This window comes from Streptomyces roseolilacinus (assembly GCF_014649335.1).
GTDB classification, from domain to species: Bacteria; Actinomycetota; Actinomycetes; order Streptomycetales; family Streptomycetaceae; genus Streptomyces; species Streptomyces roseolilacinus.
Genome location: NZ_BMSV01000010.1, coordinates 254,755 through 270,265 on the forward strand (window position 1 = coordinate 254,755; position 15,511 = coordinate 270,265).

Genomic DNA, 15,511 nt, shown 5'->3' on the forward strand with positions numbered 1-15,511 from the left:
GCGACCGCCCTCCCGGCGCCCGCGGGCCCCTCCGGCTCCGCGCGCGGCACCGGGGGAAGCGTTCCTCCCCGTGCTCCGGCCCCGTCGGCCGCGGGCCGGCCGGGGGTGCCTTCGGCCGGTCAGCCGGACGCCGCGTCCTTGCGCCGCGCCCGGTACGCCGCCACGTGCAGCCGGTTGCCGCAGGTGCGGCTGTCGCAGTAGCGCCGCGACCGGTTGCGGGACAGGTCCACGAAGGCCCGCCCGCAGTCCGGCGCCTCGCACCGGCGCAGCCGCTCCCGCTCGCCCGCCACGAGGATGAACGCGAGGGCCATGCCGCAGTCGGCGGCGAGGTGGTCGGCGACCGAGGCGCCGGGGGCGAAGTAGTGGACGTGCCAGTCGTAGCCGTCGTGGTCGGTCAGCTGCGGCGTGGTGCCGGCCGCGGCGACCAGCTGGTTGATCAGGCCGGCCGCCGTCCGCGCGTCGGGCGCGGCGAACACCTGGGCGAACCGGTCCCGTACCTCCTGCACGGCCCGCAGGTCCCGCGGTCCCAGCTCGCCGACCCCGCTCACCTGGTGGCCCTCCACGAACGCGTACAGCGACGGTACGTCCCCGAGGGTCTCGCCGCGGCCGCCCTCCGGCGCGGTGTTCATCAGGTCGACGACGGTGTCGAGGGCGATCCGGGTGTCGTGGGGGATCAGCACGCTTCCGCTCCCTGGCCTGCCGCGGGCGGGCGCCCGGCGCGCATCCGTCGACTCTAGCGGCTTGCGCGCGCGGCCCCCCGGACGCCCGGCGGGCGCGACCGGGCACGCGGGCGCGCCGCCGCCGCGACGACGCGCGGTGACGGCGTGCCCGCCCACCCTGTCCGGCGATCCGCCGCCCCGCACGCACCGTGCCGAGGCCGTGGAAGGGTGGCCGGCGCCGTCGCCCCGAGTCGGACGGCGCCGGAGGGCTCCTGGGTGTGGCTCAGCTCTCCGCGAGGATGTGCGAGAGCTCCGTGTCGAGGTCGAAGTGGCGGTGTTCGGTGCCGGGCGGCACCGCCGCGTCGGTCCGCTTGAGGAACGACTCCAGGGCCCGCGCCGGAGCCTCGAGCAGGGCCTCGCCCTCCGGGGAGCTGAGAGCGATGCAGACGACGCCCTGGCCGTGGCTGCGGGAGGGCCAGACTCTGACGTCGCCGGTGCCGGTGGGCCGGTGCAGCCCCTCGGCGAGAAGATCGCGGGCGAAGACCCACTCGACCGTCTCCTCGGCCCCGGTGTGGAAGGTGGCGTGCACGGCATACGGATCGGCCGTGTCATACCGCAGGCCCGCCGGAACAGGCAGTGAGGACTCGCTCGATACAACGAGGCGCAGGTGCAGCTCGCAGCTGACCGTGGTGTTCATAAGCGCCATGGCCTTTCGCTCAGTGTGCGCTCGGGGATTCGCACGTCGGCGAAATCGACATCCCACCTACGGTGCCGTTGTAAACCCCTCTGTCCGCTTTGGGGCACATTGGATACCTCGATCAGCGGCGGGTAACCGCCGGTTATAGGTCAATTTCGGTAACTCGCCCCGGCCGGGCCGTCGGGTAAGTTTGGCCTTATGAGCGCGGAGAGTGACGAGCGGGGCAAGGTCGCCCAGTCGGCGACCGGGGTCCCCGCGACGGGGGACGTGACACGGCAGACCGGCGACGAGCGGCCGCTCGGCTCGCGGGCGCCCGCCTTCGTGAAGGCCCGGCGCACCCTGCACCTGAGCTGGCAGGTCGGCGTCTTCCTCATCGGCCTCGCCGTCGTCGTGGTCGGCGTGATCATGCTGCCGCTGCCCGGGCCCGGCTGGTTCGTGATCTTCGCCGGCATGGCCATCTGGGCGACCGAGTTCGTCTGGGCGCAGATCGTCCTGCGCTGGACCAAGCGCAAGGTCACGGAGGCCGCACAGCGCGCGCTCGACCCCCGCGTCCGGCGCCGCAACATGACGCTCACCGCCATCGGCCTGGTGATCGCCGGCGTGCTGGTCGGCGTGTACGTGTGGAAGTTCGGCATCGTCATGCCGTGGAAGATCAACCAGTGATCCCGGTGCCCTTCGGCCCCGGTCGGGGCACCCGCTGACATGCGGTAATGTTTGCGGTGCGCCCGGGCGATTAGCTCAGTGGGAGAGCGCTTCGTTCACACCGAAGAGGTCACTGGTTCGAACCCAGTATCGCCCACCACCCGGCACGAAGGCCCCGGAGACCGACCTCCGGGGCCTTCGGCATGTCCGGCGCCCCACGCGGCAGACGTCCCCCCATGGACTGGAACCACTACCGCTTCCGCAGCCTCTGGACCCTGCCCGCCCCGCCCGGCGCCGTCTACGCCGTCCTGGAGCACCCCGAGCGCTACCCCCGCTGGTGGCCGCAGGTCCGCGACGCCCGCCGCGTCGACGACCGCACCGTCACCGCCCGCGTCCGCTCCCTCGTCCCGTACGCCCTCCGCGTCACCCTCGTCGGACGCCGCCGCGACCCCGCCGCCCGCGTCCTCGAGACCACCCTCACCGGGGACCTGGAGGGCTGGGCCCGCTGGACCCTCGTACCGCACGGCACCCGCGGCACCCGCGTCCTGTACGAGCAGGAGGTGCGCGCCCGCAAACCGCTGCTGCGCCGGCTCGCCGTCCCCGGCCGGCCCCTCTTCCGCGCCAACCACGCCCTGATGATGCGCGCCGGCCGCCGCGGCCTGGCCGCGCACCTGCAAGCGGTTTGAACGGAACCCGCCGGGACCTGTATGGTTCAGTGCGTTCCCGGGCGATTAGCTCAGCGGGAGAGCGCTTCGTTCACACCGAAGAGGTCACTGGTTCGATCCCAGTATCGCCCACAGAGAAGGCCGGTCCCCTCAGGGGGCCGGCCTTCGTGTTCCTCCCGGGAGCCGCCTCAGGCGGCCGCCGCCGGCTGCTCCGGGCGCAGGGGCCACGTCGGATCCACCACCTCGTCCGAGCCGTTGCGCGCGAACCACGCCTGGAGCCCCCGCGCCTGCGCCGCGTGCCACACGGCCTGCCGCGCGTGCAGCTCCGCCACGGACAGCTCCTCCAGCCGCTCCGCGTACCGGCGCCCCAACGCCCGTACGACCTCCAGCGCCGCCGCCGCGTCCGCCGCCGCGTCGTGCGCCCCGTCCAGCGCCACCTCGTAGTGCGCGCACAGGTCCGTCAGCGTCCGGCGGCCCTTCCGGTACCGGTCCAGGTGCTTGTCCAGCACCCGCGGGTCCAGCACCCGCAGCGGCGCGTCCCGCAGGTACAGCGCCAGCGAAGAAGCCCGGTGCCGCCGCAACTCCCGGTCCAGCAGGGTCAGGTCGAACGGCGCGTTCATCACCACCAGCGGCCGCCCCTCCGCGCACTGCTCCGCCAGCAGCCGGGCTATCTCGTCCATCACCGGCGCCGGCCAGCGCCCGTACCGCTGCAGGTGGCCGTCGGTCAGGCCGTGCACCTCCGTCGCTCCCGGCGGCACCGGCACGCCCGGGTCCACCAGCCACCGCGTCGTCCGCGGCCGGCCCCCCTCGGCGTCCTGCACCACCAGCGCCGCCGAAACGATCCGGTCCCGCTCCACGTCGATCCCCGTCGTCTCCGTGTCGAACGCGGCCAGGGGTCCCTCAAACCAGCGCGCCATACCCCGAACTCCTCGCACATCACCGGCAGATGGACCTATCCCCTGCCCGAAACGGTGATACCCGGACCGTTTGCCCCGTACGCCGCCCGGTGACAACACACATGAACGGTCACCCGTCTGACGTACCGACAGCCCGGAAGGCACGAGGAGCATGGCGCCCGCCGCGCAGCCCGACCCCGGCACCCCGTACACCCCGTCCCTCCGCGGCGCACTCGCCACCACCGCCTGCATGGAGACCCTCCAGGTCGGCTATCTGCACGCCGTCGTGGCCGCCGCCGGATGCACGCTCTCCCAGCCCTTCCCCGACAACGGCATCGACTGGCACATCAGCCACAGCGCCCCCGGCCACACCGTCGACGACGAGGTCACCGTCAAGGTCCAGCTCAAGGCGACCCACCAGATCCCCCCGCGCCCCCCGGGGCCGGCCTTCCCCTTCACCCTCGACAACGCCCACCTGGTCAAACTCGCCCGCACCCCCGTCGCCGTCCACAAGATCCTCGTCGTCATGCTCGTCCCGCGCACCCAGGACGACTGGCTCCGCGCCCGGCACGACGGTCTCGACCTGCGCCACTGCTGCTACTGGACCAACCTCGCCGGCCACCCCGTCACCGGCCGGCGCCGCACCACCGTCCGCGTGCCGACCGCGCGGATCTTCGACGACCGCGCGCTCTGCGAGATCATGACCCGGATAGGGGCGGGAGGCACTCCCTGATGAACCGACCGACCGGCGATCCCGCCCACACCGGCCCACCCGACCCCCGGCGCGTCGACCCCCGCGTCCTCGCCGCCCTCCTCGACCGCCACGGCTGGCGCCGCACCGGCGGCGCCCGGGGCCCCTACACCCGCTGGACCCCGCCCGGCCCGGACCCCGCCAGCCTCCTCGTCCCCGACAGCCGCGCCTTCCCCGACTGCGACGACCTCCTCACCGACGCCCTCACGGCCCTCGCCCGCACCGCCGCCCCCTCCGCCCGCGACATCCTCACCGCCCTCGCCGTCCCCAGCGACGAGGTCCGCTGGCACCGCGAGACCGCCCCGCCCACCCGTGCCCCGTCCGGCGCCCCCGGGCCCTGGACCGCCCAGGACCGCCTGCGCGCCGCCGCCCGCCGGGTCCTCCTCGCCGCCGCCCTCGCCGTCCGGGGCCACGCCCGCCTCCACGCCCGCGCCCTCGTCGACGAGGTCCTCGTCGACGCCCCGTCCGACGCCGCCCGCGGCCTGACCGCCTTCGTCCCCGTCGACCCGGGCCGCCCCGTCACCGAACGCCTCCACCACGCGCTCCACGCCACCCGCGAGGCCGTCGACTACCAGCGCGCCACCGGCCGCCCCGACGCCTTCGACACCGCCGTCGCCGCCGGCGTCGGCCACGAGCTCACCGAAGCCCTCGTCGCCCTCGTCCACGGCACCGCCGTCGCCGCCGTCACCCTCGCCTGGGCCCCCGCCGCCGGCGCCCCCTCCGGCTGCGCCGCCCGGCCCGAACCCGTCGCCTTCACCCCCGGCGACCTCCCCGCCCTCCGCGAGGCCGGCGCCCGCTACCTGCGCGCCGGACCGTCCGCGCCCGCCCACGTCACCGGCACCGTCGTCCGCCTCCGCCGCCCCGGCGCGCGCGGCCCCGGCACCGTCCGCCTCCGCGTCCTCACCGGCACCGACGCCCCGCACCTGCACGTCACCCTCGACGAGGACGCCTACCGCACGGCCGTCCACGCCCACCTGGCCGGCCTGCCCCTGCGCGTGTCCGGCCGCCTGGAGGGCCGCGGCGGCCTCCGCCGCCTCACCGACACGTACGGCGTGGCCCCGGTCGAGGTCGACGACGCCGAGCGGGACCGGCTGACGAAGACCCTCGACGAGGAGTGCTGACCGGGCCGCAATCCGTTTCGCGAGGGGACGGGACGGCTCGGTACCATGCCTGGGACCTCTTGCGTGCGCCAGGGAACAGGGCGGCGCTCCCCCTTCAGTCAGGAGAGACCGGTGTCAGACGTCCGTGTGATCATCCAACGCGATTCCGAGCGGGAAGAACGCGTGGTGACGACGGGCACTACGGCCGCCGACCTCTTCGCCGGCGAGCGCACCGTCGTCGCGGCCCGCGTCGACGGCGAGCTGAGGGACCTCACGTACGAGCTGCGGGACGGCGAGGCCGTGGAGGGCGTCGAGATCACCTCCGAGGACGGCCTGAACATCCTGCGCCACTCCACCGCGCACGTCATGGCCCAGGCCGTCCAGGAGCTCTTCCCGGAGGCCAAGCTCGGCATCGGCCCGCCGGTCAAGGACGGCTTCTACTACGACTTCGACGTGGACCGGCCGTTCACGCCCGAGGACCTCAAGGCCGTCGAGAAGAAGATGCAGGAGATCCAGAAGCGGGGCCAGCGGTTCGCCCGCCGCGTCGTCACCGACGAGGCCGCCCGCGAGGAGCTGGCGAACGAGCCGTACAAGCTGGAGCTGATCGGCCTGAAGGGCTCCGCGTCCAGCGAGGACGGCGCGGACGTCGAGGTGGGCGGCGGCGAGCTGACCATCTACGACAACCTCGACGCCAAGACCGGCGAGCTGTGCTGGAAGGACCTCTGCCGCGGCCCGCACCTGCCGTCGACCCGCGCGATCCCGGCGTTCAAGCTGATGCGCAACGCCGCCGCGTACTGGCGCGGCAGCGAGAAGAACCCGATGCTCCAGCGCATCTACGGCACCGCGTGGCCCTCCAAGGACGAGCTGAAGGCGTACCTGGACTTCCTCGCCGAGGCCGAGAAGCGCGACCACCGCAAGCTCGGCAGCGAGCTGGACCTCTTCTCCGTCCCCGAGCAGATCGGTTCCGGCCTCGCGGTCTTCCACCCGCGCGGCGGCATCATCCGCCGGGTCATGGAGGACTACTCGCGCCGCCGGCACGAGGAGGAGGGCTACGAGTTCGTCTACACGCCGCACGCGACCAAGGGCAAGCTGTTCGAGACCTCCGGGCACCTCGACTGGTACGCCGAGGGCATGTACCCGCCCATGCAGCTCGACGAGGGCGTGGACTACTACCTCAAGCCCATGAACTGCCCGATGCACAACCTGATCTTCGACGCGCGCGGACGCTCGTACCGTGAGCTGCCGCTGCGCCTGTTCGAGTTCGGGACGGTGTACCGGTACGAGAAGTCGGGCGTCGTCCACGGCCTGACCCGCGCGCGCGGCTTCACCCAGGACGACGCGCACATCTACTGCACCCGGGAGCAGATGGCGGAGGAGCTCGACAAGACGCTCACCTTCGTCCTGAACCTGCTGCGCGACTACGGGCTCGCCGACTTCTACCTGGAGCTGTCCACCAAGGACCCGGAGAAGTTCGTCGGCTCGGACGAGGCGTGGGAGGAGGCCACCGAGACCCTGCGGCAGGTGGCCGAGAAGCAGGGCCTGCCCCTCACCCCGGACCCGGGCGGCGCGGCCTTCTACGGCCCGAAGATCTCCGTCCAGGCGCGCGACGCGATCGGCCGCACCTGGCAGATGTCGACCATCCAGCTCGACTTCAACCTGCCGGAGCGCTTCAACCTGGAGTACACGGCCGCGGACGGCACCAAGCAGCGCCCGGTCATGATCCACCGCGCGCTGTTCGGTTCCATCGAGCGGTTCTTCGCGGTGCTGCTGGAGCACTACGCGGGCGCCATGCCGCCGTGGCTGGCCCCGGTCCAGGCGGTCGGCATCCCGGTCGGCGACGCCCACGTCGAGTACCTCCGGGAGTTCGCCGCCGAGGCGCGGAGGAAGGGCCTGCGGGTCGAGGTGGACGCCTCGTCGGACCGCATGCAGAAGAAGATCAGGAACCAGCAGAAGCTGAAGGTCCCGTTCATGGTCATCGTCGGCGACGACGACATGAACGCGGGCACGGTCTCCTTCCGCTACCGCGACGGCTCGCAGGAGAACGGCGTCCCGCGCGAGGAGGCCCTCGCGAAGCTCGCCGACGTGGTGGAGCGCCGCGTACAGGTCTGACGCGCCACGGGGGGCGGTACCCGGTGCGGGTACCGCCCCTCGGCGTATCCGGGGTCCGGGGTGGTCATATGCTGAGGCGCATGACGAATGAGCCGGAGCAGCAGATCGGAGTGGGGGCGCCGGACGCGTTCCAGCGTCTGTGGACGCCCCACCGGATGGCGTACATCCAGGGGGAGAACAAGCCCACCGGCTCGGGGGCCGGCGACGGCTGCCCCTTCTGCTCGATCCCGGCGAAGTCCGACGAGGACGGTCTCGTCGTCGCCCGCGGCGAGAGCGTCTACGCGGTGCTGAACCTGTACCCGTACAACGGCGGCCACCTGATGGTCGTGCCGTTCCGGCACGTCGCCGACTACACCGACCTCGACGGGGCGGAGACGGCCGAGCTGGCCGTGTTCACCAAGCGGGCGATGACCGCCCTGCGCGCGGCCTCCGGCGCGCACGGGTTCAACATCGGCATGAACCAGGGCGCCGCCGCCGGCGCCGGGATCGCCGCCCACCTGCACCAGCACGTCGTGCCGCGGTGGGGCGGCGACACCAACTTCATGCCCGTCGTCGGCCACACCAAGGTGCTGCCCCAACTCCTCGCCGACACGCGGCGGATGCTCGCCGAGGCCTGGCCCGCCGCCTGATCACGCGTCGTACACGTCGGCCTTCTTCGGAGCCGGGTCGGCGGTGAAGTTGCTGCCGGCGAGCGAGGTCGTGTCCACGCCGTGCTCGTCGAGCATCTTGACGATCGCGGAGTGCACGGCGCGCATCACGGGCGTGGACGCGCGGATGACGTCGTCGGCCATGAAGCGGTGCTTCCACGGCGCCTCGGCCCAGGCGTGGCGCAGGCCGAACGGCTCGGGCAGGACGAGCTTGCCGCCGAGGAAGTCGAGGACCGGCGGGAACCAGGTCAGCGGCGCCCGGACGGCGAGGCGGACGACCTCGTTGGTCTCCACGAGGGGGAGCTTGATCTCGCGGGTCTCCCAGAACCGTACGGTCTTGGAGACCTCCTTGGTCTTCCCGGCGGGCTTGCTGGTGAAGAGGGAGTGGACCGGGCCGAGGGCGTGCCCGGAGACCTCGATGCGGAGGGTGTGCAGCAGCGCCGTGACGGTGACCAGCATGGTCAGCACCAGCTGGCCGTCCCAGAGGACGAACTGCACGCCGAGGTAGTGGCGGTTGCCCTTGCCGAACTGGTTCTCGTTGCAGATGCGCTGGATCTCGTGCGGCTTCACCTGGTACTTGACGACGTCCTCGCCCTCGGGGCGGGAGACCTCCTTGGCGCCGTCGCCGACGGGGACCACGATCCAGTGGTTGACGGACGGGGTGGGGAAGCCGGTCTTCAGCGAGCCGCGCTCCAGGAGCTTCAGCTGGTCGTGGATGGGGCGTACGACGTCCCAGGTGCGGAAGGCGTGGATCTCCTTGCCGTCGCGGGGCTTGAGCTCCTCGGCGAGGTGCCAGCCGCCCCAGCGGGTGCCCATGCCGAGTATGCCGCGCGGGCCGGCGTAGAAGACGACGTTGGAGCGCTGCTCGGCGGTGAGCTTCTCGAGGGACTGGCGGAGTTCCTCGGCGGCGGTCTCGCCGGGGTTCTGGGGGACGGCCTCGGGGATCTTGGCGGCGACGCCGCCCCCGCTGAGGAGGGCCTCCCAGCGCGCGCGGAGGTCCTTGGCGGTGGTCTCGCAGACGTGCTTGGCGAGGAACCAGCCGACGACCGGCGCGATGATCATGGCCCGCAGGTAGAAGGACAGGAAACCGCCGAACGGCAGCTTGACGAGGACGAGCGCGGCGAGGATGCCGACGCCGGCGAGGAGCGCCGTGCCGGCGGCGCCGGCGCGCTTGTTGGCGGCGCCGGCCAGGGAGCGGCGGACCTGGAAGACGACCAGCCAGAGGAGCAGTCCGGGGAGGAACACGACGCCGCACAGGAGGGTGATGAGGGTCAGGCGGAGGTCGCGCTGCTTGCGGATGCGGTTGGCGGCGAGGCAGTGCTCGACGACCGGCCGGGGGTCGGTGCCGAAGGACTGGATGACGGGTTTGCGGCCGCCGCCGAGCATGCGGACGACGACGGCCCGCGAGAAGGCCTCGCCGAGGTTGGGCTCGAAGAGGGAGAACTTCCCCTTCTTGACGGTGGATTCGTACCACGCGTTGTTGGCCTTGAGGATGTCCTCGACCGGGCTGTCGCGGTACGCGGCGGAGGCCAGGGCGTTCGTGGCCACCGTCTGTCCGGCCGAGCCCTGGAGCGGGACCTGTGCCCCGGGACCGAAACTGTCCATCGTGTCTTCCGCCCCCATCGACGCATGTGCCGCAGTACTTGCCCCGTACTGCGGCCTTCCCAACTCGGCGGTGGCGCACACCTCCTGAGCTGGGCTCCCCAGCCTATCGGGGAGCGGGGGCGCGCGTCAGGACGACGGGGAAGCCGGGAGGGCCGCCCGCCGGGAGGGGGGCCGGCGGGCGGCCGGGTGCGCGGCGGGGCCGGTGGTCAGCGGGCCGGCCGGGCGTGTTCCTCCTTGCGGACCCTCTCCGCGAGGTGCGGCGGCATGGGCTCGTGGCGCACGTACGAGCGGCTGAAGCGGCCGGTGCCGTGGGAGAGGGAGCGGAGGTCGACGGCGTAGCGGTCGATCTCGAGTTCGGGGACGTCGGCGCGGACGAGGGCCCGTCCGGGACCGGCCTGCTCGGTGCCGACGACACGGCCCCGGCGGCCGGAGAGGTCGCTCATGACGGGGCCGACGTACTCGTCGGGGACGAGGACCCGGACTTCGGCGACGGGCTCCAGCAGGTCGACGGGGGTGTCGGCGGCGGCTTCGCGCAGGGCGAGGGCGCCGGCGGTCTGGAAGGCGGCGTCGGAGGAGTCCACGGAGTGGGCCTTGCCGTCGACGAGGGTGACGCGGACGTCGACGAGCGGGTACCCGGCGGCGACGCCGCGCGCGGCCTGGGCGCGGACGCCCTTCTCGACGGACGGGACGAACTGGCGCGGCACGGCCCCGCCGACGACCTTGTCGACGAACTCGATGCCGGAGCCGGGCGGCAGCGGCTCCACCCGGATGTCGCAGATGGCGAACTGGCCGTGGCCCCCGGACTGCTTGACGTGCCGGCCGCGGGCCGTGGCGGGGGCGGCGAAGGTCTCGCGGAGGGCGACCTCGTGGGGCACGGCGTCGACCTGCACGCCGTAGCGGGTGCGCAGGCGTTCGAGGGCGACGTCCCGGTGGGCCTCGCCCAGGCACCACAGGACGACCTGGTGGGTGTCCTGGTTCTGCTCCAGGCGCATGGTGGGGTCCTCGGCGGCGAGCCGGGCCAGCCCCTGGGAGAGCTTGTCCTCGTCGGCCTTGCTGCGGGCCCGGACGGCGAGGGGGAGCAGCGGGTCGGGCATGGTCCAGGGGGCCATGAGGAGCGGGTCGTCCTTGGCGGAGAGGGTGTCACCGGTCTCGGCGCGGGAGAGCTTGGCCACGCAGGCCAGGTCGCCCGCGACGCAGTGGCCCATCTGGCGCTGCTGCTTGCCGAAGGGGGCGAAGAGGGCTCCGACCCGTTCGTCGACGTCGTGGTCCTCGTGGCCGCGGTCGGCGAGACCGTGCCCGGAGACGTGGACGGTCTCGTCGGGGCGGAGGGTCCCGGAGAAGACGCGGACCAGGGAGATGCGGCCCACGTACGGGTCGGAGGCGGTCTTGACGACCTCGGCGGCGAGGGGGCCGTCGGGGTCGCAGGTCAGGGCGGGGCGGGGGTCGCCCTGCGGGGTGGTGACCTCGGGGACGGGGCGTTCCAGGGGGGTGGGGAAGCCGCGGGTGATCAGGTCGAGGAGCTCGACGGTGCCCAGGCCCTGCCTGCCGCCGGGCGCGGCGGGGGCGGCGGCGAGCACGGGGTGGAAGGTGCCGCGGGCGACGGCCTTCTCCAGGTCCTCGACGAGGGTCTTGAGGTCGATGTCCTCGCCGCCGAGGTAGCGGTCCATGAGGGTCTCGTCCTCGCTCTCCGCGATGATGCCTTCGATGAGGCGGTTGCGGGCCTCCTCGATGAGGGGGAGTTGCGCCTCGTCGGGAGGGTTCTCCTTCCGTTCCCCGGTCGAGTAGTCGAAGACCGTGCGGGCGAGGAGCCCGACGAGGCCGGTGGCGGGGGCGTGCCCGTCGGGGGTCTCGGGGCCGAGCACGGGCAGGTGGAGGGGGAGGACCGCGTCGGGGTCGTCGCCGCCGAAGATCTCGCCGCAGACGCGGGTGAGCCGGTCGAAGTCGGTGCGGGCGGTGTCGAGGTGGGTGACGACGATGGCGCGGGGCATGCCGACGGCCGCGCACTCCTCCCAGAGGAGGCGGGTGGAGCCGGGGACGGCGTCGGCCTCCTGCGCGGCCGAGACGACGAAGAGGACGGCGTCGGCGGCGCGCAGGCCGGCGCGGAGCTCGCCCGTGAAGTCGGCGTAGCCGGGGGCGTCCAGAAGGTTGATCTTGCAGCCGGCCCACTCCAGGGGGACGAGGGAGAGCTGCACGGACCGTTGCTGGCGGTGTTCGATCTCGTCGTGGTCGGAGAGGGTGGAGCCGTCCTCCACGCGTCCGGCCCGGTTGACGGCGCCCGCGGTGAGGGCGAGCGCCTCGACGAGGGTGGTCTTGCCGGATCCGCTGTGGCCGACCAGCACCACGTTCCTGAGGGAAGAGGGCCGGTCGGCCGTCGCCGCCCTGCCGGCGGCTCCGATGTGGGTGTTCGCCTTGTCGCCCATGGTTCTTCCTCCCGATCGCCATCGGACGGTGAGGTGGGGGCGCGGGCGCGGGGGAGCGGTGGGGTCGTGGGGCGCGGCCTCGGCCCCGGCGGGACGGCTCCGGCGGTGCCCGCGGTCGTCCTTCGAGCTTTCCACTCCACCCGTGCCGCGTCCATACGTCGGACGTCGGCCGACGTCGGAGCGGGTGGGACGGGTGCCCGAGGGTGGGGAGGGGCGGTGCGTGGCTACGATGGGCCAGCCGGTGGCCGAAGGGGCCGCCGGCACCACCGACCCCTCGGGAAGGCCATGCTGAACAAGTACGCGCGTGCTTTCTTCACGCGTGTTCTCACACCGTTCGCCGCGTTTCTGCTCCGCCGCGGGGTGAGCCCCGACGCGGTGACCCTCGTGGGGACCGCGGGTGTCGTGGTGGGGGCGCTGGTCTTCTTCCCGCGCGGGGAGTTCTTCTGGGGAACGATCGTCATCACGCTGTTCGTGTTCTCCGACCTCGTCGACGGCAACATGGCGCGCCAGGCGGGGGTCTCCAGCCGCTGGGGCGCCTTCCTGGACTCGACGCTCGACCGGGTCGCGGACGGCGCGATCTTCGGTGGCTTCGCGCTGTGGTACGCGGGCGGCGGCGACGACAACGTGCTGTGCGCGGTGTCCATCTTCTGCCTGGCGAGCGGCCAGGTCGTGTCGTACACCAAGGCGCGGGGCGAGTCCATCGGGCTGCCCGTCGCGGTGAACGGCCTGGTGGAACGGGCGGAGCGGCTGGTGGTGTCGCTGGTCGCGGCGGGACTGGCCGGGCTGCACGCGTTCGGGGTGCCGGGGGTGCGGGTGCTGCTGCCGGTGGCGCTGTGGCTGGTGGCGGTGGGCAGTGCGGTGACGCTGGGGCAGCGGGTGGTGACCGTACGGCGTGAGGCCGCGGAGGCCGACGCGGCGGCCGGCGGGGAGACCCGGAGGGGGAGCGAGGCCACATCATGAGCACGACGAGCGAACGCCTGACGGACGCCCTGTACGGGCTGGGCTGGGCGACGGTGAGGAAGCTGCCGGAACCGGTCGCCGTCGGGCTCGGGCGGCGGATCGCGGACACGGCGTGGAAGCGGCGCGGCCAGGGCGTGCTGCGCCTGGAGGCCAACCTGGCGCGGGTCGTGCCGGACGCCTCGCCCGAGCGGCTCGCCGAGCTGTCGAAGGCCGGGATGCGGTCGTACATGCGCTACTGGATGGAGTCGTTCCGGCTGCCGTCGTGGAGCGCGGAGCGAGTGGCGCGGTCCGTCGACATCAAGGACATCCACCACCTGACGGACGGCCTCGCCGCCGGGAGGGGCGTGGTGCTCGCGCTGCCGCACCTGGCCAACTGGGACCTGGCGGGCGTGTGGGCGACGCGGGTGCTGGGCGTGCCGTTCACGACGGTCGCCGAGCGGCTGAAGCCGGAGTCGCTGTACGACCGGTTCGTGGCGTACCGCGAGTCGCTGGGCATGGAGGTGCTGCCGCACACGGGCGGGTCCGCGTTCGGGACGCTGGCGCGCCGGCTGCGGTCGGGCGGGCTGGTGTGCCTGGTCGCGGACCGCGACCTGTCGTCGTCCGGGGTCGAGGTGGACTTCTTCGGGGAGCGGGCACGGATGCCCGGGGGCCCGGCGCTGCTCGCGCAGCACACCGGGGCGCTGCTGCTGTCGGCGACGCTCTGGTACGACGACCCGGCGACGATGCGGGGGCGGGTGCACCCGCCCGTCGACGTGCCGGAGTCCGGCACGCGCGCCGAGAGGACGTCCGTGATGACGCAGGCGCTGGCGGACGCCTTCGCCGCCGGGATCGCCGAGCACCCGGAGGACTGGCACATGCTGCAGCGGCTGTGGCCGGCCGACCTGGACCCCGCGAAGGGACCGAAGTGAGGATCGGCATCGTCTGCCCGTACTCCTGGGACGTGCCGGGCGGCGTCCAGTTCCACATCCGGGACCTGGCGGAGCATCTGATCCGGCTCGGCCACCACGTGTCGGTGCTGGCCCCCGCGGACGACGGGACGCCGCTGCCGCCGTACGTCGTGTCGGCGGGGCGGGCCGTGCCCGTCCCGTACAACGGGTCGGTGGCGCGGCTGAACTTCGGCTTCCTGTCGGCGGCGCGGGTGCGGCGGTGGCTGCACGAGGGCACGTTCGACGTGATCCACATCCACGAGCCGGCCTCGCCGTCGCTGGGACTGCTGGCGTGCTGGGCCGCCCAGGGCCCGATCGTGGCGACGTTCCACACCTCCAACCCCCGGTCGCGGGCGATGATCGCGGCGTACCCGATCCTCCAGCCGGCGCTGGAGAAGATCAGCGCGCGCATCGCGGTCAGCGAGTACGCGCGGCGGACGCTGGTGGAGCACCTGGGCGGCGACGCGGTCGTCATCCCGAACGGCGTCGACGTGGACTTCTTCGCGCGCGCCGAGCCGAAGGAGGCGTGGCGGTCCCAGGGGGCGCGCGACGCCGCCGAGGGCGGGACGCTGGGGTTCATCGGCCGGATCGACGAGCCGCGCAAGGGGCTGCCGGTGCTGATGCGGGCCCTGCCGAGGATCCTGCGGGCGCGGCCCGGGACGCGGCTGCTGGTCGCGGGGCGGGGCGACGAGGAGGAGGCCGTCGCGTCGCTGCCGGCCGCGATGCGGCAGCGCGTGGAGTTCCTCGGGATGGTCAGCGACGAGGACAAGGCGCGGCTGCTGCGCAGCGTGGACGTGTACGTGGCGCCCAACACGGGCGGCGAGAGCTTCGGCATCATCCTGGTCGAGGCGCTCTCGGCGGGCGCTCCGGTGCTCGCCAGCGACCTCGACGCGTTCGCGCAGGTCCTGGACCAGGGGGCGGCCGGCGACCTGTTCGCCAACGAGGACGCGGACGCCCTCGCCGACGCCGCGATCCGCCTCCTGGGCGACGAGGAGCGGCGGGCCGGGCTGCGCGCCCGGGGCAGCGCCCACGTACGGCGCTTCGACTGGTCGACGGTCGGCGCGGACATCCTGGCGGTGTACGAGACGGTGACGGACGGCGCGGCGTCGGTCGCGACGGACGAGCGGACGACGGGGCTGCTGGCCCGGTGGGGGCTGGCGCGCGACTAGGTGGTGTCTTCAAAGTGGCGTCGTTCGCCCGTAGGGCGGGCCGGGCGGCGTCTGGTGCGTGCGATCGCAAGGCGGAGGAGGGAGCCACTGCGGAGCATGGGCGACCGACGACAACGCGGCTGGGGATCCCCCCTGCTCGAGCGCAGCCGAGAGCTCGGGGGAGGGCGTGCCAGGCGTCGGCAGGCAGACGGGACTTTGAAGACACGCCCTAGGTGTATTGACCCGGAGCGTTGTTGACGCGGCTGATGGGCGGGTGTCCGCCGAG

General features: G+C 73.3%; 14 protein-coding genes and 2 tRNA genes. 11 read left to right on the forward strand and 5 right to left on the reverse strand.

The features are described from left to right. Positions 1-119: 119 nt before the first annotated feature. A complete protein-coding gene (locus tag IE106_RS23870; RefSeq protein WP_189537235.1) occupies positions 120-680 on the reverse strand; it encodes a CGNR zinc finger domain-containing protein in 561 nt (186 codons plus the stop codon). A gap of 262 nt (positions 681-942) precedes the next feature. Further along, complete coding sequence (locus IE106_RS23875) at positions 943-1,356, reverse strand: SsgA family sporulation/cell division regulator (RefSeq protein ID WP_003959770.1); 414 nt, start codon at positions 1,354-1,356, stop codon at positions 943-945. 198 nt (positions 1,357-1,554) lie between these two features. Between IE106_RS23875 and IE106_RS23880 the strand changes: the two genes are divergently transcribed. The 4 genes from IE106_RS23880 (at position 1,555) to IE106_RS23895 (ending at position 2,795) form a co-directional block, all read left to right on the forward strand. After that, complete coding sequence (locus IE106_RS23880) at positions 1,555-2,019, forward strand: TIGR02611 family protein (protein ID WP_189537236.1); 465 nt, start codon at positions 1,555-1,557, stop codon at positions 2,017-2,019. Between the two features lie 64 nt (positions 2,020-2,083). Further along, a tRNA-Val gene (locus IE106_RS23885) sits at positions 2,084-2,158 on the forward strand. Positions 2,159-2,234: 76 nt separating this feature from the next. Next, the gene (locus IE106_RS23890) at positions 2,235-2,684 is read left to right on the forward strand and encodes an SRPBCC family protein (protein WP_189537237.1); all 450 of its coding nucleotides are present in this window, start codon (positions 2,235-2,237) and stop codon (positions 2,682-2,684) included. A 39-nt stretch (positions 2,685-2,723) separates the two neighbouring features. Next, a tRNA-Val gene (locus IE106_RS23895) sits at positions 2,724-2,795 on the forward strand. A gap of 56 nt (positions 2,796-2,851) precedes the next feature. On the opposite strand, the gene IE106_RS23900 is transcribed toward IE106_RS23895, so the two are convergent. Next, the gene (locus IE106_RS23900) at positions 2,852-3,580 is read right to left on the reverse strand and encodes a 3'-5' exonuclease (protein WP_189537238.1); all 729 of its coding nucleotides are present in this window, start codon (positions 3,578-3,580) and stop codon (positions 2,852-2,854) included. Positions 3,581-3,731: 151 nt separating this feature from the next. On the opposite strand from IE106_RS23900, the gene IE106_RS23905 reads away from it, so the two are divergent. The 4 genes from IE106_RS23905 to IE106_RS23920 all read left to right on the forward strand — a co-directional run bounded on the left by IE106_RS23905 (position 3,732) and on the right by IE106_RS23920 (position 8,148). Further along, positions 3,732-4,292: a DUF4365 domain-containing protein gene (locus IE106_RS23905; RefSeq protein ID WP_189537239.1), complete on the forward strand. Its 561-nt coding sequence runs from the start codon at positions 3,732-3,734 to the stop codon at positions 4,290-4,292. Next, on the forward strand, positions 4,292-5,431 hold the full coding sequence (locus IE106_RS23910; protein WP_189537240.1) for a hypothetical protein: 1,140 nt from the start codon (positions 4,292-4,294) through the stop codon (positions 5,429-5,431). Before IE106_RS23905 ends, IE106_RS23910 begins: the two co-directional genes overlap by 1 nt. A gap of 111 nt (positions 5,432-5,542) precedes the next feature. Next, the gene (gene thrS / locus IE106_RS23915) at positions 5,543-7,519 is read left to right on the forward strand and encodes a threonine--tRNA ligase (protein ID WP_189537241.1); all 1,977 of its coding nucleotides are present in this window, start codon (positions 5,543-5,545) and stop codon (positions 7,517-7,519) included. Positions 7,520-7,587: 68 nt separating this feature from the next. Then, positions 7,588-8,148 carry an HIT family protein gene (locus IE106_RS23920; protein ID WP_189537242.1) on the forward strand — a complete coding sequence of 187 codons (561 nt, stop codon included), beginning with the start codon at positions 7,588-7,590 and terminating at the stop codon, positions 8,146-8,148. On the opposite strand, the gene IE106_RS23925 is transcribed toward IE106_RS23920, so the two are convergent. Then, the gene (locus IE106_RS23925) at positions 8,149-9,771 is read right to left on the reverse strand and encodes an AbeC-like domain-containing protein (protein WP_189537243.1); all 1,623 of its coding nucleotides are present in this window, start codon (positions 9,769-9,771) and stop codon (positions 8,149-8,151) included. 206 nt (positions 9,772-9,977) lie between these two features. Next, positions 9,978-12,191, reverse strand: coding sequence for an elongation factor G-like protein EF-G2 (locus tag IE106_RS23930; protein ID WP_189537244.1), 2,214 nt, complete (start codon positions 12,189-12,191; stop codon positions 9,978-9,980). 285 nt (positions 12,192-12,476) lie between these two features. Between IE106_RS23930 and pgsA the strand changes: the two genes are divergently transcribed. From pgsA to IE106_RS23945, 3 genes are read left to right on the forward strand one after another with little or no spacing between them, the layout of a single operon-like run. Continuing rightward, positions 12,477-13,151: a phosphatidylinositol phosphate synthase gene (gene pgsA / locus IE106_RS23935; protein ID WP_189537245.1), complete on the forward strand. Its 675-nt coding sequence runs from the start codon at positions 12,477-12,479 to the stop codon at positions 13,149-13,151. Beyond that, complete coding sequence (locus IE106_RS23940) at positions 13,148-14,059, forward strand: phosphatidylinositol mannoside acyltransferase (RefSeq protein WP_189537246.1); 912 nt, start codon at positions 13,148-13,150, stop codon at positions 14,057-14,059. Before pgsA ends, IE106_RS23940 begins: the two co-directional genes overlap by 4 nt. Further along, positions 14,056-15,246 carry a glycosyltransferase family 4 protein gene (locus tag IE106_RS23945; RefSeq protein WP_189537247.1) on the forward strand — a complete coding sequence of 397 codons (1,191 nt, stop codon included), beginning with the start codon at positions 14,056-14,058 and terminating at the stop codon, positions 15,244-15,246. The genes IE106_RS23940 and IE106_RS23945 overlap by 4 nt, the downstream gene beginning before the upstream one ends. Positions 15,247-15,511 lie beyond the last annotated feature (265 nt).